The organism is Mesorhizobium marinum (genome assembly GCF_040813675.1).
GTDB lineage: Bacteria > Pseudomonadota > Alphaproteobacteria > Rhizobiales > Rhizobiaceae > Mesorhizobium_K > Mesorhizobium_K marinum.
On the sequence record NZ_JBFOCI010000002.1, the window covers coordinates 366,971 to 389,321 of the forward strand.

Below are 22,351 nucleotides of genomic sequence, written 5' to 3' on the forward strand. Positions count from 1 at the left end.
TTGGCGACTGCCGCGCAAAGGCCCGGCCCCAAGTCGCTTCTGTCTGCATGGGTGCGGAAAAAATCGGACGGGGAACGGCGCCTCCAACCGGGGGATGTGGCCCGGTCGGGCCTCGCCGAAACGATGTCCCGTTGGGGATTCGACATCGTCTTGTGTTCGGCGGCCGTTCGTCCCGTCCGTGGAACTGGCACGAAATGTGCCCCTATGGTTAACGCCTGGGATCGCGAGCGATATGGTGTGATCGCACCATATCGCATTCGTCACATCGCAGAGCGATTCTCCGAGGCAGCAGACGAGATCCAGCGCTCCACCTTGCCGATGAGCGCTCTCGGGCTGATTGGTTTCGACAGGTAGTCGTCCATCCCGAATTCCAGGCAGCGCTCGCGGTCGCCTTTGAGCGCATGCGCGGTGACGCCGACGATCGCCACCCGGTTGCCGGTGTCCGTCTCCGCCTCCCTGATGGCAGCCGTCGCCTCGAGTCCGCTCATTTCGGGCATGGAGACGTCCATCAGGATCATTCGCGGATTGAGGTCGTGGAACGCCTGCAACGCCAGTCGCCCGTTGCCGACGATCTGGAAGCTGTAGCCGGTCTCGGTCAGGATCTGCGTGAAGACAAGCTGATTGACCTCGTTGTCCTCGGCGACAAGGATGTCCACCTTGCTGCCCAAATTCGACAGCCGGCAAACATCCGTGACCTCCACCGCATGCGATGGCTCGGGCGGCGGCGTGACGTCGAGGCGGACGGGCTCGGCGGGCACTTGATCGTCGCAATCATCGACGCCATGCGCCGCCTTGTGCTTCTGGATCGCGGAAACGATCGTCTCCAACAGGACCGAGGAACGCGCCGGCTTGGTCAGCTGCGCCTCGATCGCCAGGCTGCGATAGCCTACTCCCGAAAGCGATTGATCGACCGACGTCAGCATGACGATGGGCGTATGGGCGATCTGCGGCGTCGTGCGCACGATGCGCGCCATCTCGCCGCCGGTCATGGCCGGCATCTGGTAGTCAAGCACGATACAGTCGACGGGAGCTCCGTAGGCGGAAGCCGCCAGCAGGACCTTCAACCCCTCCTCGCCGCTTTCGGCGGCGCAGGCGTCGAACGTCCAGGACGCCATCTGCTCCGATAGAATCTGCCGGTTCACGCCGTTGTCGTCGACGATCAGGATGCGCGCCCCGGTGACGTCCGAGGGCGTTACATGCCGGTCCTGGCGCTCGGCCGATGGCATCGTCACCGTGAACCAGAAGGTGGAACCCCGGCCTTCGACGCTGTCGACGCCGATCTCGCCGCCCATCAGCGCCACCAGGCGCGAGGTTATCGCCAGCCCGAGGCCCGTCCCTTCGTGGCGACGCGTCGACGAAGCGTCGACCTGGCTGAACTTCTCGAACACGGTCGAAAGCTTGCTTGCCGGGATACCGATGCCGGTATCGGTGACGGCGATGCGGATCAGTGTGCCGCCGGCCGCCGGCTCACCGCTCGCATCGACGAGCACGTGGCCGGAATCGGTGAACTTCACCGCATTGCCGATCAGGTTCGTGACGATCTGCCGGAAGCGACCGGCATCGCCGACAAAGGTGTCGCCGAGATCGGGCTGGACGCGCACGATCAGCTCGAGATCCTTCTCCTTGGCGCGCGTGGAGACGAGTGTTGCCACGTCTTCGATCGCCTCGGTCAGGGAAAAAGGCGCGGGATCGAGCACCAGTTGTCCGGCGTCGATCTTCGAAAAGTCGAGGATGTCGTTGATGATCGTCAGAAGCGCGTTGCCCGACTTGACGATGATCTCGGTGAACGTCTTCTGCTTGGCATCGAGCTCGGACCGCGAAAGCAGTTCGGCCATGCCAAGCACGCCGTTCATCGGCGTGCGGATCTCGTGGCTCATGTTGGCCAGAAATTCCGACTTCGCGCGATCGGCGAGCACCGCCTTCTGCCTGGCGTCCTGCAGCTCGCGCTCGCGCTCCTTCTGCTCGCTGATGTCGATCGTCGAGCCGAGCAGGTAAAGCGTTCCGTCCGAGGCGACCATCGAGCTCTTGCGCGCCATCTGGAAGCGCATGCCGCCGTCCGCAGTCCGCACGGTCTCCTCGATCTCCAAGCTGCCCCCGGTCCTGAGGATTTCGCGATCGCTTTCCATGAATGCACGCCCGTCCTCGCCCGACACCTCGATGTCGGTCCTGCCGATCGCGTCCGCGAAGGGCACCCCCGTCAGGTGCGTCCAGTACTTGTTGACATAGGCGAGCCGGAGATCGTCGCGCTTGGCGTAGATCGCCACCGGCACGTTGTCGATCAGGCTGCGGAAGATTTCGTTTTCGCGCTGGCTCTGCTCGAGGCGTGCCTCGCGCGCTCTCACATCCGTAATGTCGGTGCTCGACCCGATCAGATGCACGGTGCCGTCGCTGGCGATGAGCCGGCTCTTCTTGGCGATCAACTGGCGCGACGTGCCATCGGCTTGCGTCAGCGTTTCCTCGGTCTCGTTGGCGATGCCGCTTCGCAGGACGGCGAGGTCGCGCGCTGCGAAGCCCTCGCCCTCCTCGGCGAAGAAGTCGCGGTCGGTCATGCCCGAGGCCTGTTCCTTCGACACGCCGGTCAGTTCGGTCCAGGCCTTGTTGACGAACTCGAACGTCAGATCGCCGGACTTGACGTAGGCCGGCACCGGCAGTTCGTCGAGGACGTGGCGATAAAGCTCCGTCTTGCGCATGCTCCGGCGCAGCTGCCGCTCGCGCTCCTTGATCTCGGTAATCTCGAGCCGGACGCCGATGAAGGTGCCGTCGTCGGCGCGCGTGTCGATGGCCTGGAACCAGCGGCCGTCGGGATTGCTGCGCTCGAACACTTTGTGGCGCAGGCGCTGGTGCGCCATGTACGCTTCGAGCCAGGCCTCCGCATCGGTGTCGTAGAGGGCGTCGACCTCGGCATTGCCGCTCGACCGGAAGTAGCCGCGCTCCCGCCCGTAGGCGGCAGCGTCGCGAAACGAAAAGCCCGGCTTCCAGATCGGCTCGAGCCCCGGCAGGGATTCCTTGAGCTTCCGGTTGGCAAGCACGAACCCGTCGTCCTTGTCATAGATGAGGACGCCGGCCGGCAGCGACTCCAGCACGTCGGCCAGCCGGCCTCTCGCCTCTTCGGCTTCCGTCTCGCGGCCCTTGAGTTCGGTTACGTCGAACACGAAACAGGCGACGTAGCGCTGGTCGCCGCCCGGTTCCACCCGGTGCTTGCGCACCACGCGCGACCTGCCGATGCCGGCGAACTCGAAGGTCTCCTCGGTTTCATAGGGCTCGCCGGTCGAGAGCACCTGCCGCTCCGAATCCTCGAAGCCGGCCACGATGTCGGGCGGCAGGAAGTCGCCGCCCAGCCTGCCGAGCATGTCTTTCGGGGCGACGCCCGAAAGCGTCGCGAAGGCCTCGTTGACGAAGACGAAACGCAGGTGCTCGTCCTTGACGAAGATCGGGTCCTTGACCGAGTTCAGCACGGACTCCGCCAGCCGCGAGCGTTCCAGCGCTGCCTCGAAAGGCGCAACCAGGGCCGTGACGTTGCGGCCTATGCCGCGATAGCCGAGGAAAGCGCCGTCCGGTCCGAACCTCGGAAAGCCTGTGATCGAGACCCAGCGGCAATCGGGGTTTCCGGCGGTGAACTCGTAGACGAAGTCGCGAAAGGGACGACGCGCCTGAAGATCGGCGAGATGTGCTTCCGCTTCGGGAGAGGTGCCCTCTCGCGCCCTCAGAAAATCGAATCGGAAGCGCCCGAGGACCGTTTCGGCCTGGACGCCCGTAGCCGACTGGTAGTTCTCGGACAGCCAGGAGAAGCGCAATTCGGCGTCGGTTTCCCAGATCCAGTCCGAGCCTGCGTCGGCCAGTTCGAAAACCTCGCTGCAGGAGAACTCGCGTTGCAGGCAGGGCTCCGCTCCCCTCGCCCGAACATACGACCTCGCCGACGTTGCGCGCTCCGCGTCCCCGCTGTCCGCCATAGGTTCCATCCCGAACCGCGACGGTCTGCCCCGGCTTCCTCGGCGAAACTGTGCTCGACAAGCATTAAGGATTGACTAACCATGATTTCAGCGGCCGGAACTGTCGCGAATTGATAGCGGCTTCGACGCTGATCCTGCCGCGCGGCAGCCGGAAACCGGCGAACATGGTCCCGGTTGGAAGCAGCAGCAATTGGGAGAAGAAGGATTGGTACGCCCACGGGGAATCGAACCCCGGTTTGCGCCGTGAGAGGGCGCCGTCCTGACCGCTAGACGATGGGCGCGGGAACCGGCGATATAGGATGGTCGCCGGGAAAATGCAACATGCCTCTTGCACGACTGTCGCGGACGCGACGGAGGGCTCAGACGTTGGGTTCGATGAGGTCCCAGAGATTGCCGTAGAGGTCGGCGAAGACTGCGACGGTGCCGTAGCTCTCGCGGCGCGGCTCCTCGCGGAACGAGACCCCCTTCGCCAGCATTGCGGCGTGATCGCGCGCGAAATCGTCGGTCTCGAGGAACAGGAACACGCGCCCGCCCGTCTGGTCGCCGATGCGCGCTGCCTGTTCCGCGCCATCGGCCAGGGCAAGCAGCAGCCGCGCACCGTCCGATCCGGCCGACAGCGCCACCCAGCGCTTGCCCGCGCCGAGATCGACATCCTCGGCGAGCGCGAACCCGAGCTTCTGCACATACCAGGCGATCGCCTCGTCGTAGTCGCGAACAACCACCGCGACGGTGGCGAGGCGTCGTCCGCTCATTCCTCGACCACGGTGAAACGGGCGATCGCGCGCATCGATTGAACGTCGTAGATTTGGATGGCGCGACTGCCGTCGGGCAGTTCGAGGTCCATCGAGATGCGGTTGCCCGACAGCGACTGCGAGACGATCCGCGCGCCGGATGGCACCGGAATGCGGCCCTGTGCCACCTCCCCGGTGGGCTGGAGTTGGGTTTCCTCAGCGGCCTTTTCCGGCTGCGCCGGGCCGAGCGACTTGTAGACAAGCGCGGCGACCACGGCCATAAGGGCGAGGAACAGCAGGCCTAGATTGATGGCGACGAAGCGAACCAGCTTCCTGCGCACCTTCTCCACCGCCGGATCCAGCGGTTTCTCCTCGTCTTCTTCGAATGCCGGCCGCGCCATGTTCAAAATCCGGATGCCCGATGCGCGAACCTGATAGCGAAGAGCTTGCCGAATTGATAGGGGCGCAATGCCTCACCGCGGAGGCGGAGGCAGCCGGCGCACGGCTGGATCAATGGCTGGCCGGTAAGCTCGCGCCCGACCTTTCCCGCAGCCGCGTGCAGGCGCTGGTGCGCCAGGGTGCGGTCGAACTGAATGGCGGACCGGTCGGCGATCCCGGGCGCCGGCTGAAGGCCGGCGACACAATCTCGGTCCGGTTGCCCGAGCCTGAGCCGGCACAGCCGGCGGGCGAAGACATCCCGCTCGATATTCTCTACGAGGACGACGAACTCATCGTCGTCAACAAGCCGCCGGGACTGGTCGTACACCCCGGCGCCGGAAATCCGACCGGCACGCTCGTCAACGCGCTGATCCACCATTGCGGCGACAGCCTGTCGGGCATCGGAGGCGTCAAGCGGCCGGGCATCGTCCATCGGCTCGACAAGGACACTTCGGGGGTGATGGTGGTCGCCAAGACCGACCGCGCCCACCGCAGCCTTTCGGAAGCATTCGCCGATCACGGCCTGACGGGAGATCTGGAGCGGGCCTATGTCGCCCTGGTATGGAGCGCGCCCGCTCGCAGCGAGGGCGTCGTGGATGCGCCACTCGGGCGCGCCGCCGACCGCATCCGCCGGGCGGTGGTGCCGGCCGGACGCGCCGACGCGCGCCACGCGATCACGCGCTACGCGGTGCTCGAACGCTTCGGCCGTTTGGACGCGCCACTCGCAGCGCTCGTCGAATGCCGGCTGGAAACCGGCCGGACGCACCAGATCCGGGTGCATATGGCGCATATCGGCCATCCCGTCGTCGGCGACCCGGACTACGGCCAGGCGTTCCGCACCAAGGTCAACCGCCTGCCCGACCCCCTGCGCGCCATGGCGAAGGATTTTCCGCGCCAGGCCCTGCACGCGAAACTTCTTGCCTTCGCGCACCCGGTGTCCGGTGCCATGATGCGCTTCGAGGCGCCTCTGCCCTCCGACATGGAGGCGCTTGTCGCCGGCTTCCGCGGAATTTGAGCTTCAGCGGCGCTGAAACGAGGTTCAAGACTTGGCGCTGGCGTCACCAACCGGAACATTACAATCTGTTTAAGATTGAACAAAATCCTGTATTTTCCGGTTTTGTTCCTATATATGTCGGTTGGCTCGATGCGCGCGAATGCGGTCGGGCCGCATGCCCGCCTTGTTCAGGGGGCAACCAAGAGAGAGGAGGGCGCTATCATGGCCCAGTCACTGCCCAGTATCGTTTCCGGGGAAGGCGGCCTCAGCCGCTATCTCGAGGAAATCCGTCGCTTTCCTATGCTCCAGCCACAGGAAGAGTACATGCTCGCCAAGCGGTATCAGGAGCACGAGGACACCGGCGCCGCCCATAAGCTCGTCACCAGCCATCTTCGCCTGGTGGCCAAGATCGCCATGGGCTATCGCGGCTACGGCCTGCCGATCGGCGAGGTGATCTCGGAAGGCAACGTCGGTCTCATGCAGGCCGTCAAGAAGTTCGAACCGGAGCGCGGCTTCCGGCTGGCCACCTATGCCATGTGGTGGATCAAGGCCTCGATCCAGGAATACATCCTGCGTTCGTGGAGCCTGGTTAAGATGGGCACCACCGCCAACCAGAAGCGGCTGTTCTTCAACCTGCGCAAGGTGAAGGGCAAGATCCAGGCGCTCGACGACGGCGACCTCCGGCCCGACCAGATCGCCGAGATCGCCACCCGGCTCAACGTGTCGGAAGCGGAAGTCGTGTCGATGAACCGGCGCCTGTCCGGCGACGCCTCGCTCAACGCGCCCATTCGCGCGACGGAAGGCGAATCCGGCGAGTGGCAGGACTGGCTCGTCGACGACCACGACAATGCCGAGGAGATCCTCGTCGAGCAGGACGAACTGGAGAATCGCCGCGCCATGCTGTCGGAGGCGATGTCGGTGCTCAACGAGCGCGAACGGCGCATTTTCGAGGCGCGCCGCCTCGCCGAGGACCCGATGACGCTGGAAGAACTGTCGACCGAGTTCGACATCAGCCGCGAGCGCGTGCGCCAGATCGAGGTGCGCGCATTCGAGAAGGTGCAGGATGCCGTCAAGGCGGCCGCCAAGCGCCAGGCCCAGTCGCTTCGGACGATCGACGCGCAACCGGCGGCGTAGCGAGCCGCGAACGAATACTCAAAAGCAAAGCCGTGCCGGGAAACCGGCGCGGCTTTTTCGTTAAGGTCGCCTGCCCATCACCAGGGCACGTGAAATATCTCGACGCGGGGCAGCCCGAGCGGCGTGACGCCGAGGTCGCGCGCCAGCACGCCGAATGCCTCGGTCTCAAGCAGGTCCTTGTAGGGCTTTTCCGGAAACAGCAGGCCACCGCGATGCAGGGCCGCGTCCACGAGGAGCATGGTTCCTCCGACGCCGTGCAGGTCCACCCGATCAAGGTGGCGAAGATCCGACAGATGCCTGCGCCCGAAGAAGCCCTCCGACGGCTGATAAACGCCGCCGGCAACCGATCTGTAGTAGCGGTAGTCGCGGTCGAACCTGGTCGCCACGAAGCTGTTTCTGTCGAAGCTTGGGCCTGCCGCCACCTTCACGCAATTGGGAGCGACGATCTTGCGGCCCTGCGCGATCAAGGTGGAGACGATGTCGCTCGGGAATTTCCAGACATCGACGTCGATCCAAAGGGCCCAGTCGTCGCTCTCGTCCAGGCCGTGCCGCGCAAGATGGTTGCGCACTTTGGCGATCGCGGAACGCCGCTTTCGCTGTAACCTCGGCTTGTACCGTTTTTCCCGATCATAGGCGATGCCGACCGTGTCCTGAAGAAGCACGACATCCCGGAACGATCGGCGTAGCGGTTCGACTGCCTCGCACAGAACCTCCCAGGTCCCGTCCGTACTGTCGCCTTCGCAGAAGACGAGCTTGATGCGCTCGGCCGGATAGTCGAGCGCCTGGATCGCCGTGAGGAACGGCCGGACATGCTGGGCCGCGTCGCGAAGTGGCACGAGCAGGGCGACGTTCGATCCAGTCGTCACGGGTTTGCTGATGACGCTGGCATCGACACGACTTCTCAGTTCGTCGGCATTCGCCTGCTCGCCCCGGGTCAGAAGATAGCGCGTGCGGTAGAACTGCTTCTTGAGCACTCCCTTCCACTTCGCGGCGACATATCCATCGACCCAGGTTCCGGCCCAGTGATGCACGGAAAGTGTTCCGACCCGCTCGGCTTCCCCCGATTGGTCCCTCACCCCGTCCCTGTCGAGCGGCGCGAACAGGGTCGAGGGATGGATCGCGATGCTGGCCTGGTCGGGGAAGCTCAATTGCGCCGAGGTGAGAACGCACGGTCCGGTCGCGTCCAGCACGTCTATCGAATCCGCCAGTCCAGGCAGGTACGAGAGGAGATGCATCCAGAACGGATGCCCCGGCGGGCTCGCCATCGTACCGTTGAACAGGAGATGAGGGAGGCCGCGAAAGGTCTGTTCCTGCGTATGCAGCGCCGGCTCCTTGCAAAGCACGACACGGTCTTCGTCCATGATCGCGTCGAAGGGCGCCACGCATTCGCAGTCAAGGTCCGCGTAGATACCGCCGAAGTGATGAAGCAGCATATAGCGGCCGGCATCGGCGCGCAGGATGCCTAACTTGTAGCTGCAGAAGGTTTCCAGGAAGTCGGGGTAGTGCTCGGCGACGAAATCGAGCAAGGCCCGGTCGTTCCAGAACATCCGCGTCCAACCCGGATTGTACCGCTCCCAGCTTTCGACCCATCCGCGGAAACGGTCGGGTATGTCGTCGGTCTTCCAGGTCTGGTGGAGAATCGGGGGAATCAAGCGAACGCCTTTGAGTCGGTGAAGAGGTGCACTGTGATCGCGGTCAGTCTAGTCAGTGCCTCAGGACGAGACCAGTCCCTTTGCAACCGCTGCCTCGATTGCCGTCGATCCGTACAAGCGCCGGGCCTGTTCGAAAGCACGCTGCCGCTGGCGCTCGAAGCGCCCCGGGTCAGAGCAGAGTTCGACGACGCACGCCGCCAACTCTTCGTCCGAATCAGCAATCAGAATGTCGTCGCCATGCTCAAATGCCAGACCTTCCGCGCCGACTGGCGTGGCGACGACAGGCAGCCCCGCAGCTGCCGCCTCCAGGATCTTGATCCTCGTGCCCCCTCCGGACGACAGCGGAACAACGGCCACGTGGCTTTGCTCGTAGAGCGTCGAGAGGTCATGCGGGTTTTCCACCAGTTCGACGCCCGGCAGCGCGACAAGCCCCGCTACTTGAGGATTCGGACTGCGGCCGGCCAGGATGAGACGCGCGGACGGAAAAGCGCGTCTCACGTTAGGCAGGATCGACGCAGCGAGCCTTTGGGCCGCCACGACGTTTGGCTGGTAGCCAAGATGCCCGATGAACAGCAGCACGGGCCAACCAGAACTGTTGTCCGCCGGCGCCGGCAGGATGGCAGGGATCCGTTCGGGACGCGGAATACCGTTCGGAACGACATCGACCGGCGTCCTACCCCCGAAAAGCTCGGCCAGCAGGTTGCGATCGGCTTCAGAGCAGACCCAGACGCGATCAGCCATCGCAATCGCCAGCCGCTCTCGGCGGCGTATGCGGCCCTGATCGCTCCAGCGCTCGGGAAGCAACCGAGCGACGAAAGACGGTCGCGCGCCGATGCGCCCCACAAGTTCGGACTCGACATTGTGCATATCCACGATCAGCCGTGGCACCAAAGTCCGCAACGGCTTCAGCAACGCAAAGAGCGGAATGCCTTCGACGATGATGGTGTCAGGACGAAAGTCATCGACAAGGGCGCGCAGCCTAGCCAGCGCGACCTGCGGGATCCTGACCTCGATGCTGGTTCGACGGCCACCGAGCGACGGGCTGCGTGGTTCGTTCTTCGTCGATAGCGCCTCAATTCGAAACCCATTCGTATTCAAGGCCTCGGCCTCAAGGGGCGCAACCGACACGACGACAACCTCGCCGAAACGAGCCGCGGCGGTGGCGTTCTGATGGTTGCGGAGGTCGCCGCCGGAAACCGGCGGAAAGGCCGGATCGGCCGTCAGGATAAGGATCCTTTCCAGGGCCGGCGCTGCTTCTCCCCTGCGAGGCCGTGGTCGAACGCCCACAGCATTGATTCTTCCGGCCCAACTGCGCAGCCGATACTGCAGCGACTTCAGACTGGACCCGAGTTTGGGATGCGCGCGCACCGCACGCATCATTGCGGCGGCCTCGCGATAGCGTTTCCGGCGAAGCAGATGACGCGCAATCCGCTGCGCGACGAAGGCCTTCCGGTGTTGCAACGCCTCCTTGCCAATCCCGAATTCCGCCAGCCGGTTGAGTTCAAGCGAAACGTCGAGGAAGACCCGGCGCGGTTCAGAAACGAACCGCTCCGCCATTCGCGTTTCATCGATGTTGTAGACGAGGACTGGCATCTCGATGCTGGCAACGCCAGTGCGCGAGAGCACCTTTGCCCAATACAGCGTGTCCTCGTCGAGGCCGATACTCTCCGGAAAGCGTACCCCCGCAGTCGCCGTCGCCGTAACGAGGGCACTCCCCACGGTGATCGAGCGCAGATCGTTGGCGAGGTAGCGGCGGACGTTCGCTGCCCGGTCCGCCACATAGCGGCCCGGCAGTTTGAGCTTGTCGCCCCCGCTCGCCCGATGGATCGACGCGCCGACCGCAAGGCCGGCTCCCGGGTTCGCACGCAGGGTGTTGAGCAGCGCCGCCACTGCGCCAGGCATGACTTCGTCGTCGGCATCGAGGAAGAAGATCCATTCGCCCGATGCTTTGTCGAGGCCGGCGTTGCGGGCCGCGCCTGCGCTTCCGGCGCTGACGCGCGCGACCGAAAGCGGCAGCGCGAGTTCGCGCGCGGCCGCCTCCGCCGCGGCACCGGTGCCGTCCTCGGAACCGTCGTCGATCAGCAGGATCTCGCCGATCAAGGCGCGATCGGGACTCAGGCTCGACAAGGTGGCGCCGATCGTCCCGGCAGCGTTCCTTGCTGGAATAATGACCGATATCATGCTGGCTGCTGCGACATGGCTTCGCTTCGATGGAAGGAGTGCGGCGGCACGGCCGGCTGCCGGGTTTGCTCAGGCCCCGCCGCCGGCCGGGAGGACCCCGGCTATCCTGCGGGCTTCACGGCCAGCTTCTCGGCGAGCGTTTCCATGCGCTGCGCGAGCCCGCCGAGCGCGCCGGTTAGCGCGGAATCGTTCTTGTCCGCCTTGCTCAGCGCTTCGTCGCGCGTCTTGCGCAGCGTGGCGATCTCGCTCTCCATGCCCATCAGGCGCTTCTGCATTTCCGAGAGTTCGTCCATCACCATGATGCCGGCCATCACCGTCAGCCTCTGGTCGCCGATCTCGCCAAATGATTCCTTGAGATGCGAGACGTAGCGATCGAAACGCTGCGCGAGGCCGACCAGGTGCTCTTCCTGCCCCTCGTCGCAGGCCATGCGATAGGCCTTGCCGTCGATTGTGACCGTAACCTGCGCCATGATCCTACCTGTCCAGCACCGCGCGAATGGTTTCCATCGCGGTTACCAGCCTGCGCGAGACTTCTTTGTTGGCTTCCTCGAGCCTGTCGCCACGTGCCTCGGAATTGTCGAGTTCCTGCGCCAGCCGCGCCCGGTCGGCGTTGAGGCGTTGTGCCTCGGCCTCGGCCTCGGAATAGTCCTGCTCCTGCTCAAGGCGCGCGGCAACGGCCGCATCGAGCGTATCCATCGCCCGCCCCAGACGGGCGAGTACTTCCTTCAAGGTGGCTTCCCCGGTCATGGTTCCCGTGTATCCGACCCGCCCATCACCGAATCGCTCGCATATAGAACGATTTATGTTGGAAACATTAGGCACTGTGTGAAGTGGCCGTCAATATTGGGCCTGCGGGCTGTCCCCGACAAACGCTGCGACAGCGGAAACTGACGCTAGGGAACGACGACGCGGCGGGCGGACCCTGACCAGGCAAGCAGGGACCTGACGGCCTTCAATTTGTTGACTCCGAGGCGGCTCCTGCTATGTGTCGCGCGATTCAATCCAGCGCTCGCCTCTTTCAATCCGACACGGAGGAACCATGGCCTCGCGAGACCAGCACGACCGTATGGCCAATGCCATCCGTTTCCTTTCGATGGATGCGATCGAGAAGGCGAATTCCGGTCATCCCGGCCTGCCGATGGGATGCGCCGACATCGCGACCGTCCTCTTTACGCGCTACCTGAAATTCGACCCCAAGGCCCCCAACTGGCCCGACCGCGACCGCTTCGTGCTGTCGGCCGGCCACGGATCGATGCTGCTCTATTCGTGCCTCTATCTCACCGGCTACGAAGACATGACGATCGGCGAGATCGAGCGGTTCCGTCAGCTCGGTTCCAAGACCGCCGGCCACCCGGAATACGGCTTTGCCGGCGGGATCGAGACGACCACCGGCCCGCTCGGACAGGGCATCGCCAACGCGGTCGGCATGGCGCTCGCCGAGCGCGTGATGAATGCGCAGTTCGGCGACGATCTCGTCGACCACCACACCTACGTCATCGCCGGCGACGGCTGCCTGATGGAGGGCATCAGCCAGGAAGCCATCGCGCTCGCCGGCCACCTCAAGCTCAACAAGCTGATCGTCTTCTGGGACGACAACAACATTTCCATCGACGGCCCGGTGTCGCTCTCCGATTCGACCGACCAAGTCGCGCGCGTCAAGGCGTCCGGCTGGAACGCCTTCCACATCGACGGGCACGATCCCGAGGCCATCGCGGCCGCCATCGAGACGGCGCAGAAGTCGGACAAGCCGACGCTGATCGCCGCCAAGACGACGATCGGCTTCGGCGCGCCGACCAAGGCCGGCACCAAGGCCGCGCACGGCTCACCGCTCGGCAAGGACGAGATCGCAGCGACGCGCAAGGCGCTGAACTGGGATGCTCCGCCCTTCGTCGTGCCCGACGACATCCTGTCGGCCTGGCGCGAGGCAGGCGCCCGCGGCGCTGCGCCGCGCGGCGACTGGGACAAGCGGGTCGCCGCTTCCGGGGATCGCCGCCCGGAATTCGAGCGCCGCGCGTCCGGCAAGCTGCATGACGGCTTCGACGCCGCCATCGCCGCCTACAAGCAGAAGCTCGCCGCGGACAAGCCGAAGGTCGCGACCCGCAAGTCCTCGGAGATGGCGCTGGAGGTCATCAACGGCGCGCTCGCCGAGACCATCGGCGGCTCCGCCGACCTGACCCCTTCGAACAACACCAAGACAAGCCAGACCAAGGAGTTGTCGGCCGGAAACTACGGCAACCGCTACGTCCACTACGGTATCCGCGAGCACGCGATGGCCGCTGCGATCAACGGCATCGCGCTGCATGGCGGACTGATCCCCTACGGCGGGACCTTCTTCTGCTTCACCGACTATGCGCGGCCGGCACTTCGCCTGGCGTCGCTGATGGGCATCCGTTCGCTGTTCGTCATGACGCACGATTCCATCGGGCTCGGCGAGGACGGGCCGACGCACCAGCCGGTCGAGCATCTGGCCGCGATGCGCGCCATCCCCAACCATCTCGTCTTCCGTCCGGCGGACGCGATGGAAACCGCCGAATGCTGGCAGGCCGCGCTGCATTCGACGAAGGCACCGTCGACACTCGTGCTGACGCGCCAGGACCTGCGCGCCGTCCGCACCGACTACGTCGCCGAAAACCTGTCGGCGAAGGGAGCCTACGAACTGGCAGCCGCCGAGGGCGGCGATGCGAAAGTGACCATCTTCGCCAGCGGCTCCGAAGTCGAGATCGCCCTCGACGCGCGCGACCTGCTGCAGAAGGACGGCACGCCGACGCGCGTCGTCTCGGTGCCGTGCTTCGAGCTGTTCGAGGAGCAGGACGCGGCCTATCGGGAGGCGGTGCTCGGCACTGCGCCGGTCAGGATCGCGGTCGAGGCCGCGCTTCGTTTCGGCTGGGACCGCTTCGTCGGGTCCGACGGCGCCTTCGTCGGCATGACCGGCTTTGGCGCGAGCGCACCGGCAAAGGACCTCTACCGCTATTTCGGCATCACCGCGGAAGCCGTGGCGACGATCGCTGCGGAGCGCGTGAAGAACGGCGTTCCGAAAGGCGAGGCTGCTCGCGCAATCCCCGCCAGCGAACCGGCGCGCCCTCACCCCTGACGCGTTTCGCCAGTCCGGTTGGACGCTGGCGCACGGCGAATCGCCGGCGCCAGCTAATCGATTTAAATTCGCGCCGCCAATGTCTGGATTCTTTCTGCGTTCGCCGCTATGAAGCGGCGACCCTTCCCAAGCGCTGCAGGAGAATGACATGGCAGTCAGAGTTGCAATCAACGGATTTGGCCGGATCGGCCGCAACATCTTGCGCGCGATCTATGAATCGGGCCGCAAGGACATCGACATCGTCGCCGTCAACGATCTCGGCCCGGTCGAGACCAATGCGCACCTGCTGCGCTATGACAGCGTGCACGGTCGCTTCCCGCATGAGGTGACGGTCAACGGCGACCAGATCTCCATCGGCAGCGAGACGTTCAAGGTCACCGCGATCAAGGATCCCTCCCAGCTTCCGTGGAAGGAACTGGGCGTCGACATCGCGCTCGAGTGCACCGGCATCTTCACCGCGCGCGACAAGGCCGCCGCCCACCTCACCGCCGGCGCCAAGCGCGTCATCGTGTCGGCGCCTGCCGACGGCGCCGACTACACCGTCGTCTACGGCATCAACCACGACAAGCTGACCAAGGACCACATCGTCATCTCGAACGGGTCGTGCACGACCAACTGCCTGGCGCCGATGGCCCAGGTGATGCACGAACTCGTCGGCCTCGAGAAGGGCATGATGACGACGATCCACTCCTACACCGGCGACCAGCCGACGCTGGACACCATGCACAAGGACCTCTACCGCGCCCGCGCCGCCGCGCTGTCGCAGATCCCGACCTCCACGGGCGCGGCCAAGGCGATCGGCCTGGTGCTTCCGGAACTGAAGGGCAAGCTCGACGGCATCTCGATCCGCGTGCCGACCCCCAACGTCTCGCTGGTCGACCTGAAGTTCGTCGCCAAGCGCGCGACGACGGTGCAGGAGGTCAACGATGCGCTCGTCGCGGCGTCGGACGGCAGGCTCAAGGGCGTGATGACCTACACCAAGCATCCGCTGGTGTCGTCCGATCTCAACCACGATCCGCACTCGGCGACGATCCTGCTCGACCAGACCAAGGTCATGGACGGCAACTTCGTCAACATCCTCGGCTGGTACGACAACGAGTGGGGCTTCTCCAACCGCATGGCCGACGTCACCGCGACCTTCGCCAAGACGATCGCCTGACGTTCAGGACCACAACGCTTTCGAAACGCCCGGCTCGTCCGGGCGTTTTTGTTTTTCGGCTCAAGCGCAGGAATCTCGCATCAGGGCAATAAAAACGGCCTTGTTTCCTTGCCTGCGCCATGTCTTCGCCGCACTCTGCGTTAAGCCACGAACAAGGGTCGGAGGGACAACGCCGGAATGGGTCAGTCGATATATCTCGTCACGCTGATCGGCACCGCGCTCGTCCTGGCCGCAGCGTTTTCGAGCCTGATCGCCTTCCGCTTCGGCGCGCCGTTGCTGCTTCTATTCCTCGGTCTCGGACTGCTCGCAGGCGTGGACGGGCTCGGCATCCAGTTCGACAATGCCCCGCTTGCCTATTTCGTCGGCTCGCTCGCGCTGGCGCTGATCCTCTTCGAATCCGGGTTCGGAACGCCGATAGCCGTCCTGCGACAGGCAGGCGCGCCCGCATTGTCGCTCGCCACCGTAGGCGTCGTCCTGACGGCGGGCATCGTCAGCGTCGCCGTCTACTACCTGACCGATCTCGGCTGGCTGGAATCGCTTCTGCTTGGCGCCGCCGTCGCTTCGACAGACGCGGCGGCCGTGTTCTTCCTGCTGCGCGCCGGCAACCTGCATATTCGCGAACGCGTCCGCTCGACACTCGAAATCGAATCCGGCACCAACGACCCGATCGCCATCTTCCTGACCATCATGCTGGTCGAGATCATCGCGGCCGGCTCCGACCCGGCCGCAGAAGTCCTGCTCGTCGACCTTATCAGCGGCTTCTTCGTCCAGATGGGTCTCGGTGCGATCGTCGGACTGCTCGGCGGCATCGCCATCGTCCGCCTCGTCGGCCGCTTCAACCTCGACCAGGGGCTGATGCCGATCTTCGTGCTGGCCCTTTCGCTGCTGGTCTTCGCGGCAGGCGGCGCGATAGGCGGTTCCGGCTTCCTTGCGGTCTACCTGGCCGGCCTCGTCGCCGGCAATTCGAACATCCGCGCCGCGGCAAGCCTGAAACGGTTCCAGGAAGGCGTTTCCTGGCTGGCGCAGATCATCATGTTCCTCGTCCTCGGGCTGTTCGCGACGCCGTCTCAGTTTCTCGGCATCCTCCCGGCGGCCATCGCGATCGGGCTCTTCCTGATCTTCATCGCCCGGCCGGTCGCAGTCTGGCTCTGCCTGCTGCCGTTCCGTTTTCCGCGCCAGGAAACGGCCTTCATATCCTGGGTCGGCTTGCGTGGCGCCGTCTCCATCCTGCTCGCGATCACGCCGCTTCTCGGCGGCCTGGCCAACGGCAGGCTGATCTTCGAGATGGCGTTCATCGTCGTCCTCGTTTCGCTGGTGATACAGGGCTGGACCATCGGCCCGCTGGCGCGCCGGCTCGGCCTGATCGTGCCCAAGAGAACCGGCCCGCTCGACAAGGTCGAGCTCGAACTGCCCGGCTCCGCGCATCACGAGCTGCTCGCCTACACCGTCGTCGCCGGCAGCCCTGTCGCGCGCGGCGAGCGCATCCCGCGCTGGGCGCGGCCGTCGCTCGTCGTGCGCGACGGACGATCGATGAAATACCAGGAGGCAGGCCGCCTCGTGGCGGGCGACCATGTCTACATCTTCGTGTCGGATCGCTATCCCCGCCTGCTCGACAAGCTGTTCGCCAGCAGGACCGAGGTCGATCCCGACGATGCCGACTTCTTCGGCGCCTTCGCTGTCGATCCGGATCACTCCGCAGACGAGTTGGAAGCCAACTACGAGCCCGGCCTGACCGAAGCCGAACGCAAGCTGACGATCGGGCAACTGATGCAGCAGCGGCTCGGCGGTCACGCGGAATATGCCGACCGGGTCTCGCTCGGCGCCATCGACCTCATCGTCCGCGACGTCGACGAGGAGGGGACCGTGACTTCCGTTGGCATCTCGCTTGAACCGTCTCCGAGCACCGTGACCATCCCGGCGTTTCTAAGTCCCGCCGAACTCGTCGACCGCGTCCGCGAGAGGCTGAAGCGCAGGAGGGCGGCAGCGGAAGCGACCGCTTCGTCTGCGCCCGCAGCCGCCGAGGCGAAGTCCGACGGCGAGGTCGGGACAAGCTGAAATCCGCGGTATCGGCGTCTTGCATCCCCGCCGCTTCGCGATAATGTCCGGCGGCATTTTTCCCCTCAAGGAGCGCGACAATGGCCCACTTCCGTACGCTGGACGACCTCGGTGACATCAGAGGCAAGCGTGCGCTCGTGCGCGTCGACCTCAACGTGCCGATGTCGGACGGAAAGGTGACCGACGCGACACGCATCGAACGGGTCGCCGGGACAATCCGCGAACTCTCCGACAAGGGCGCCAAGGTTGTCCTTCTCGCCCATTTCGGCCGTCCCAAGGGTCCCGATCCCGACCTGTCCCTCGAGCCGGTCGCGCGCGCCACGTCCGACGTCCTCGGCCGCAACGTCACCTTCATCCCCGACTGCATCGGCAAAATGGTCGAGGGCGCGATTTTCGCCATGATGCCGGGCGACATCGCGCTTCTCGAAAACACCCGCTTCTACAAGGGTGAGGAGAAGAACGACCGCGAGTTCACCGAGAAGCTCGCGGCAAACGGCGACATCTTCGTCAACGACGCATTCTCCGCCGCGCACCGCGCCCACTGTTCGACCGAAGGGCTCGCAACCGTCCTGCCGGCCTATGCCGGCCGCACCATGGAGGCGGAGCTGGAAGCCCTGGAAAGAGGACTCGGCAATCCGGCCCGGCCGGTGGTGGCGATCGTCGGCGGCGCCAAGATTTCGACAAAGCTCGACCTCCTGATGAACCTCGTGAAGAAGGTCGATGCGCTCGTGATCGGCGGCGGCATGGCGAACACCTTCCTCGCAGCACGCGGCGAGGACGTCGGCAAGTCGCTGTGCGAACACGACCTGGCCCAGACGGCGCGGCAGATCATGATCGAGGCGGCGACGGCCGGATGCGCCATCGTCCTGCCTTCGGACGCCGTGGTAGCGAAGGAGTTCAAGGCCGGCGCGGACAGCATGGTGGTGCCCGTGGACAAGGTGCCGGCCGACGCGATGATCCTCGACGCGGGGCCGAAGACGGTCGAGACCGTCAACGAGTGGATCGACCGCGCCGAGACGCTCGTCTGGAACGGTCCGCTCGGCGCCTTCGAGATCACACCGTTCGACAAGGCCACCGTCGCCGTCGCGCGCCATGCGGCCGCCCGCACCAAAGCCGGCGGGCTGCTGTCGGTCGCTGGCGGCGGCGATACGGTCGCCGCGCTCAATCATGCCGGCGTCGCCGACGATTTCACCTATGTGTCGACTGCCGGCGGCGCCTTCCTGGAATGGATGGAGGGCAAGGAACTGCCGGGCGTCGAGGTGCTCAAGACCCGATAGCAGTCCGGCATCCCTGCGATAGGCCGGAGGCGCGGGCGGGCAAGCGGCCCCGGAATGGTGGCGTCGAAGCGCGCCTTGACGTATTGAACCCTGGAAATCGTTCCACCTAGGAGAGGTAGATGAACAAGGACATGGCCGAACAGGCCTCGAAGAAGGACGGCTTCATTGCAGCCCTCGATCAATCGGGCGGCTCCACGCCGAAGGCGCTCAAACTTTATGGCGTCGACGAAAGCGCCTGGTCGAACGAAGCGCAGATGTTCGACCTCGTTCACCAGATGCGCGCCCGGATCATCAAGTCGCCCGCCTTCACCGGCGACAAGGTCATGGGCGCCATCCTGTTCGAGCAGACCATGGACCGCGACATCGACGGCACGCCAACGGCGCAATATCTCTGGGAGAAGCGCCACGTCGTACCGTTCCTGAAGGTCGACCAGGGTCTCGCGGAAGCCAAGGACGGGGTAAAGGTGATGAAGCCGATGCCGGCCCTGGACGGGCTGCTGACGCGCGCCGTCGCCAAGGGCGTGTTCGGCACCAAGATGCGTTCGGTGATCGATGCGGCCAACCCGGCGGGGATCGCGGCCGTCGTGCAGCAGCAATTCGACATCGGCCGGCAGATCCTTGCGCACGGCCTGGTTCCGATCATCGAGCCGGAAGTCACGATCTCGATCCCCGACAAGGCGGAAGCAGAGGACATCCTGCTTGCCGAGATCAAGAAGCATCTCGCCGACGTGCCGGCCGGAAAGCAGATCATGCTGAAGCTGACGCTGCCGACCAAGGCCAACCTCTACAGGCCGCTGATCGACGATCCGCGCGTCATGCGCGTCGTCGCCCTGTCCGGCGGGTACTCCCGCGCCGAGGCCAACGACAAGCTGAAGCAGAACGCCGGGATGATCGCCAGCTTTTCGCGCGCGCTGACCGAGGGACTTTCGGCGGGCCAGAGCGACGCGCAGTTCGACACGGCACTCGCCTCGGCGATCGACAGTATCTTCGAGGCGTCGCGCGCCAGCTGAGGCGCATCAGCCTGCTTCCGCACCGGATAATCAGAAAGCCCCGCTCAGGCGGGGCTTTTTCATGAGCCGTGGCTGAGGAGGACGGTAAGCGAGATGGCGGCGAGCGCTGCAACCGCGAGCTTCCAGAAATCGCGCCGCTGCCTCAACCCTGGCAGGCCCAATGGTTTGATGATCTGGACGGTCATCAGGCCGAGGATGACGAGGGCGAGGATTTTCGACATGCCGTCTTTGAGCAGGCGCGCGGCCCGCTGTCAAAGCGAAGCCTCCAGCCGCCTGGTCGAGCGACGCCGGCCAGACTCAGCGCTCGATCGGCCCGCCGGCCTTCTTCCAGGCGTCGATGCCGCCTTCGATGTGGATCGCGGAGGCAATCCCGGCGTCCCGCGCGGATGTCACCGCCATCGCCGAACGTTCGCCGAACGCGCAGAAGAACGCGAGCTTCTGCATCGCTCCGAGCTGGTGCAGGACACCCCCCGGCCTCACATTGTCGTCGATCGCCGTGTAGGGAATGTGCAGCGCGCCGGGGATGGTGCCGTGCCGCTCGCGCTCGGTCTTCTCCCTGAGATCGACAAGGGCCACGTCCGGCCGGCCCAGAAGACCCAGCGCGGCGCTTGCCGAAACCGACCAGCCTTTCTGCGCCACTTCTTCCTGATGCAGCCCGATATGCATGTTGGCGGGAACCGCGACGTCCATCATCTTCGGGTTGGGAAGGTTCAGGTTGTTCATCAGTTCCACATAGGCCTCGACTGACGGCACCTGCAGGCGCGGGTTGTTGCGCCGCTCCTCGCCTATCGTGCTCACGGTGTCGCCCTTGTAGTCGTGCGCCGGGAACACCATCGTGTCGTCGTGCAGCCTGAGCAGCCGGTTGAAGATGGAATCGTATTGCTGCCTGGGATCGCCGTTCTGGAAGTCCGTGCGGCCGGTGCCGCGGATCAGCAGCGTGTCTCCCGTAAAGACGCGATCTTCCATCGCGAAGGAATAGGAATCGTCGGTGTGGCCGGGCGTGTAGATGACGTCGAGCCCGACACCCTCGATCGTCAGCCTGTCGCCATCGGCGAGCCGCATCGAGACCACGTCCGCCTTGGTCTGCTCGCCCATGGCCGTGATGCAATGGGTGCGGTCGCGCAGTTCGGCGAGCCCGGTGATGTGGTCGGCATGGAGATGCGTGTCGACGGCCTTGACCAGGCGCAGGTCGAGTTCGTTCAGCAGCTTGATGTAGCGATCGACCTTCTCGAGAACGGGATCGATGATCAGCGCTTCGGCCCCTCGCCTGCTGGCGATGAGATAGCTGTAGGTGCTCGACGTCGAATCGAAGAGCTGGCGGAAGATCATGGATCGCTCCCTGGCTGATCCGGCCCCGCGGCCGGATCGGGCATGCAGTCCGGAAGAAGCCCCGCTGAGCGTCGGCTCAGCGCGGCTGCGGCACGATGCGCAGATAGGGTCGCGGCGCCTTCCATCCGTCCGGATACTGCTTCTTCGCATCCTCGTCGGAAACGGAACCGAGGATGATGACGTCGTCGCCCTGCTTCCAGTCGACGGGCGTCGCCACCTTGTGTCTGGCGGTCAGTTGCAGCGAGTCGATCGTGCGCAGAATCTCGTCGAAGTTGCGCCCGGTGCTCATCGGGTAGATCAGCGCAAGCTTGATCTTCTTGTCCGGCCCGATGACGAAGACCGCGCGCACGGTGGCGTTATCGGCAGGCGTGCGGCCATCGGAGGTGCCTGCCGTGTCAGCCGGCAGCATGCCGTACAGTTTTGAGATCTTGAGGTCGGTGTCGCCGATCATCGGATAGTTCGGCGCCGTGCCTTGCGTCTCAGCGATGTCGATCGACCACTTCTTGTGGTTGTCGACGGGGTCGACCGAGAGGCCGATCACCTTGACGCCGCGCTTGTCGAATTCCGGCTTCAGCGCCGCCATCCGGCCGAGTTCGGTGGTGCAGACCGGCGTGAAATCCTTGGGGTGGGAAAACAGCACGCCCCAGCTGTCGCCCAGCCATTCGTGGAAGCGGATGGGGCCCTCGGTGGTATTCGCCTCGAAATCGGGCGCCGTATCGTTGATCGTGAGTGCCATCGTCATCTCTTGGAATTCCGCCCGCGCATCCGCGGTTCGTTGCGGCCGGCAAATCTAGTCACGAGGCCGGCGGTCGGCAAGCGGCAGTTTGGGACGAACCAGCAAGGCAAGGTTGTCGACTGGCCCGCGGGTCCCGCATTTGGCAGGATAACCGTTCGAGCGGCGAACGGCCGTGTCTCTGTGCGCCGGCTTTGCGGCCGGGCGACCGTGGGCGACGACAGCGCCCCCCATCCCAGCCGCCTCCGGAACTGGCGTGCGAACCTCCCGAGACAACGGCCTGGGCAAGTACGCGGCACACATATCCTCCTGACTGCCGCCGGTATGCGCTCCCGAAAACGCTTGGCCGTGCTGTCGGGGACGGTCGAGGCCTTCGTGACGCGACGTGCCATGACGCAACTGACAGTTTCACAATTTTTGGGGCATCCGGCCCAAGGGCACTTGGCCAGTTCGCGGCGCCCGGCACGGTCGTCGCCAACGGACATCGCCCAACGGATCCGGAGCCCTCGTCCGGCCCTTCGTCATCGTGCCGGAAAACACGAGCGCTTCGCCGGCTAACAGCCCAAAACCCAGGAAATCCGCCATTCCGACGACTGGCAGGCACGCACGAGTTGCCC

Annotated in this window: 17 protein-coding genes and 1 tRNA gene; 7 read left to right on the forward strand and 11 right to left on the reverse strand. The window is 65.0% G+C overall.

The window, feature by feature from the left end; translation table 11 throughout:
• Nucleotides 1-260 precede the first annotated feature (260 nt).
• From ABUE31_RS07295 to ABUE31_RS07310, 4 genes are all read right to left on the reverse strand, one after another.
• Nucleotides 261-3,950 carry a PAS domain-containing protein gene (locus ABUE31_RS07295; RefSeq protein WP_367722867.1) on the reverse strand — a complete coding sequence of 1,230 codons (3,690 nt, stop codon included), beginning with the start codon at nucleotides 3,948-3,950 and terminating at the stop codon, nucleotides 261-263.
• Between the two features lie 206 nt (nucleotides 3,951-4,156).
• A tRNA-Glu gene (locus tag ABUE31_RS07300) sits at nucleotides 4,157-4,231 on the reverse strand.
• A gap of 78 nt (nucleotides 4,232-4,309) precedes the next feature.
• Nucleotides 4,310-4,702, reverse strand: coding sequence for a VOC family protein (locus ABUE31_RS07305; RefSeq protein WP_367722868.1), 393 nt, complete (start codon nucleotides 4,700-4,702; stop codon nucleotides 4,310-4,312).
• Nucleotides 4,699-5,082 carry a fimbrial protein gene (locus ABUE31_RS07310; RefSeq protein WP_367722869.1) on the reverse strand — a complete coding sequence of 128 codons (384 nt, stop codon included), beginning with the start codon at nucleotides 5,080-5,082 and terminating at the stop codon, nucleotides 4,699-4,701. The genes ABUE31_RS07305 and ABUE31_RS07310 overlap by 4 nt, the downstream gene beginning before the upstream one ends.
• Nucleotides 5,083-5,102: 20 nt before the next feature.
• On the opposite strand from ABUE31_RS07310, the gene ABUE31_RS07315 reads away from it, so the two are divergent.
• Together ABUE31_RS07315 and rpoH are read left to right on the forward strand one after the other, a co-directional pair.
• Nucleotides 5,103-6,134 carry an RluA family pseudouridine synthase gene (locus ABUE31_RS07315; RefSeq protein WP_367722870.1) on the forward strand — a complete coding sequence of 344 codons (1,032 nt, stop codon included), beginning with the start codon at nucleotides 5,103-5,105 and terminating at the stop codon, nucleotides 6,132-6,134.
• Between the two features lie 201 nt (nucleotides 6,135-6,335).
• Nucleotides 6,336-7,247 carry an RNA polymerase sigma factor RpoH gene (rpoH, locus tag ABUE31_RS07320; RefSeq protein WP_367722871.1) on the forward strand — a complete coding sequence of 304 codons (912 nt, stop codon included), beginning with the start codon at nucleotides 6,336-6,338 and terminating at the stop codon, nucleotides 7,245-7,247.
• A 77-nt stretch (nucleotides 7,248-7,324) separates the two neighbouring features.
• Here rpoH and ABUE31_RS07325 read toward each other — a convergent pair whose 3' ends face one another.
• The 4 genes from ABUE31_RS07325 to ABUE31_RS07340 all read right to left on the reverse strand — a co-directional run bounded on the left by ABUE31_RS07325 (nucleotide 7,325) and on the right by ABUE31_RS07340 (nucleotide 11,827).
• On the reverse strand, nucleotides 7,325-8,899 hold the full coding sequence (locus ABUE31_RS07325) for a glycosyltransferase (protein WP_367722872.1): 1,575 nt from the start codon (nucleotides 8,897-8,899) through the stop codon (nucleotides 7,325-7,327).
• Between the two features lie 60 nt (nucleotides 8,900-8,959).
• On the reverse strand, nucleotides 8,960-11,080 hold the full coding sequence (locus ABUE31_RS07330) for a glycosyltransferase (RefSeq protein WP_367722873.1): 2,121 nt from the start codon (nucleotides 11,078-11,080) through the stop codon (nucleotides 8,960-8,962).
• A 101-nt stretch (nucleotides 11,081-11,181) separates the two neighbouring features.
• Nucleotides 11,182-11,550: a cell division protein ZapA gene (locus tag ABUE31_RS07335; protein WP_367722874.1), complete on the reverse strand. Its 369-nt coding sequence runs from the start codon at nucleotides 11,548-11,550 to the stop codon at nucleotides 11,182-11,184.
• 4 nt (nucleotides 11,551-11,554) lie between these two features.
• A complete protein-coding gene (locus ABUE31_RS07340; RefSeq protein WP_367722875.1) occupies nucleotides 11,555-11,827 on the reverse strand; it encodes a DUF4164 domain-containing protein in 273 nt (90 codons plus the stop codon).
• Nucleotides 11,828-12,119: 292 nt separating this feature from the next.
• Here ABUE31_RS07340 and tkt point away from each other — a divergent pair, with 292 nt between their 5' ends.
• The 5 genes from tkt (at nucleotide 12,120) to ABUE31_RS07365 (ending at nucleotide 19,672) form a co-directional block, all read left to right on the forward strand.
• Complete coding sequence (gene tkt / locus ABUE31_RS07345; protein WP_367722876.1) at nucleotides 12,120-14,171, forward strand: transketolase; 2,052 nt, start codon at nucleotides 12,120-12,122, stop codon at nucleotides 14,169-14,171.
• 148 nt (nucleotides 14,172-14,319) lie between these two features.
• A complete protein-coding gene (gene gap, locus ABUE31_RS07350; RefSeq protein ID WP_367722877.1) occupies nucleotides 14,320-15,330 on the forward strand; it encodes a type I glyceraldehyde-3-phosphate dehydrogenase in 1,011 nt (336 codons plus the stop codon).
• Between the two features lie 177 nt (nucleotides 15,331-15,507).
• A complete protein-coding gene (locus tag ABUE31_RS07355; RefSeq protein ID WP_367722878.1) occupies nucleotides 15,508-17,385 on the forward strand; it encodes a potassium/proton antiporter in 1,878 nt (625 codons plus the stop codon).
• 80 nt (nucleotides 17,386-17,465) lie between these two features.
• Nucleotides 17,466-18,662: a phosphoglycerate kinase gene (locus ABUE31_RS07360; RefSeq protein WP_367722879.1), complete on the forward strand. Its 1,197-nt coding sequence runs from the start codon at nucleotides 17,466-17,468 to the stop codon at nucleotides 18,660-18,662.
• A 119-nt stretch (nucleotides 18,663-18,781) separates the two neighbouring features.
• Complete coding sequence (locus ABUE31_RS07365) at nucleotides 18,782-19,672, forward strand: fructose bisphosphate aldolase (RefSeq protein WP_367722880.1); 891 nt, start codon at nucleotides 18,782-18,784, stop codon at nucleotides 19,670-19,672.
• 59 nt (nucleotides 19,673-19,731) lie between these two features.
• Here ABUE31_RS07365 and ABUE31_RS07370 read toward each other — a convergent pair whose 3' ends face one another.
• The 3 genes from ABUE31_RS07370 to ABUE31_RS07380 form a co-directional block, all read right to left on the reverse strand.
• Nucleotides 19,732-19,893 (reverse strand): hypothetical protein, encoded by a 162-nt coding sequence (locus tag ABUE31_RS07370; RefSeq protein WP_367722881.1) that lies wholly within the window; start codon nucleotides 19,891-19,893, stop codon nucleotides 19,732-19,734.
• A gap of 76 nt (nucleotides 19,894-19,969) precedes the next feature.
• Nucleotides 19,970-21,001 carry an MBL fold metallo-hydrolase gene (locus ABUE31_RS07375; protein ID WP_367722882.1) on the reverse strand — a complete coding sequence of 344 codons (1,032 nt, stop codon included), beginning with the start codon at nucleotides 20,999-21,001 and terminating at the stop codon, nucleotides 19,970-19,972.
• A 76-nt stretch (nucleotides 21,002-21,077) separates the two neighbouring features.
• Nucleotides 21,078-21,737: a peroxiredoxin gene (locus tag ABUE31_RS07380; protein WP_367722883.1), complete on the reverse strand. Its 660-nt coding sequence runs from the start codon at nucleotides 21,735-21,737 to the stop codon at nucleotides 21,078-21,080.
• Nucleotides 21,738-22,351: the final 614 nt, after the last annotated feature.

Excerpts from the sequence above, each read along its gene's own strand:
- ABUE31_RS07295 (WP_367722867.1), bottom strand. The coding sequence starts at position 3,950 with ATGGCGGACAGCGGGGACGCGGAGCGCGCAACGTCGGCGAGGTCGTAT.
- ABUE31_RS07305 (WP_367722868.1), bottom strand. The coding sequence starts at position 4,702 with ATGAGCGGACGACGCCTCGCCACCGTCGCGGTGGTTGTTCGCGACTAC.
- ABUE31_RS07310 (WP_367722869.1), bottom strand. The coding sequence starts at position 5,082 with ATGGCGCGGCCGGCATTCGAAGAAGACGAGGAGAAACCGCTGGATCCG.
- ABUE31_RS07315 (WP_367722870.1), top strand. The coding sequence starts at position 5,103 with ATGCGCGAACCTGATAGCGAAGAGCTTGCCGAATTGATAGGGGCGCAA.
- rpoH (WP_367722871.1), top strand. The coding sequence starts at position 6,336 with ATGGCCCAGTCACTGCCCAGTATCGTTTCCGGGGAAGGCGGCCTCAGC.
- ABUE31_RS07330 (WP_367722873.1), bottom strand. The coding sequence starts at position 11,080 with ATGATATCGGTCATTATTCCAGCAAGGAACGCTGCCGGGACGATCGGC.
- ABUE31_RS07335 (WP_367722874.1), bottom strand. The coding sequence starts at position 11,550 with ATGGCGCAGGTTACGGTCACAATCGACGGCAAGGCCTATCGCATGGCC.
- ABUE31_RS07340 (WP_367722875.1), bottom strand. The coding sequence starts at position 11,827 with ATGACCGGGGAAGCCACCTTGAAGGAAGTACTCGCCCGTCTGGGGCGG.
- tkt (WP_367722876.1), top strand. The coding sequence starts at position 12,120 with ATGGCCTCGCGAGACCAGCACGACCGTATGGCCAATGCCATCCGTTTC.
- gap (WP_367722877.1), top strand. The coding sequence starts at position 14,320 with ATGGCAGTCAGAGTTGCAATCAACGGATTTGGCCGGATCGGCCGCAAC.
- ABUE31_RS07355 (WP_367722878.1), top strand. The coding sequence starts at position 15,508 with ATGGGTCAGTCGATATATCTCGTCACGCTGATCGGCACCGCGCTCGTC.
- ABUE31_RS07360 (WP_367722879.1), top strand. The coding sequence starts at position 17,466 with ATGGCCCACTTCCGTACGCTGGACGACCTCGGTGACATCAGAGGCAAG.
- ABUE31_RS07365 (WP_367722880.1), top strand. The coding sequence starts at position 18,782 with ATGAACAAGGACATGGCCGAACAGGCCTCGAAGAAGGACGGCTTCATT.
- ABUE31_RS07370 (WP_367722881.1), bottom strand. The coding sequence starts at position 19,893 with ATGTCGAAAATCCTCGCCCTCGTCATCCTCGGCCTGATGACCGTCCAG.
- ABUE31_RS07375 (WP_367722882.1), bottom strand. The coding sequence starts at position 21,001 with ATGATCTTCCGCCAGCTCTTCGATTCGACGTCGAGCACCTACAGCTAT.
- ABUE31_RS07380 (WP_367722883.1), bottom strand. The coding sequence starts at position 21,737 with ATGGCACTCACGATCAACGATACGGCGCCCGATTTCGAGGCGAATACC.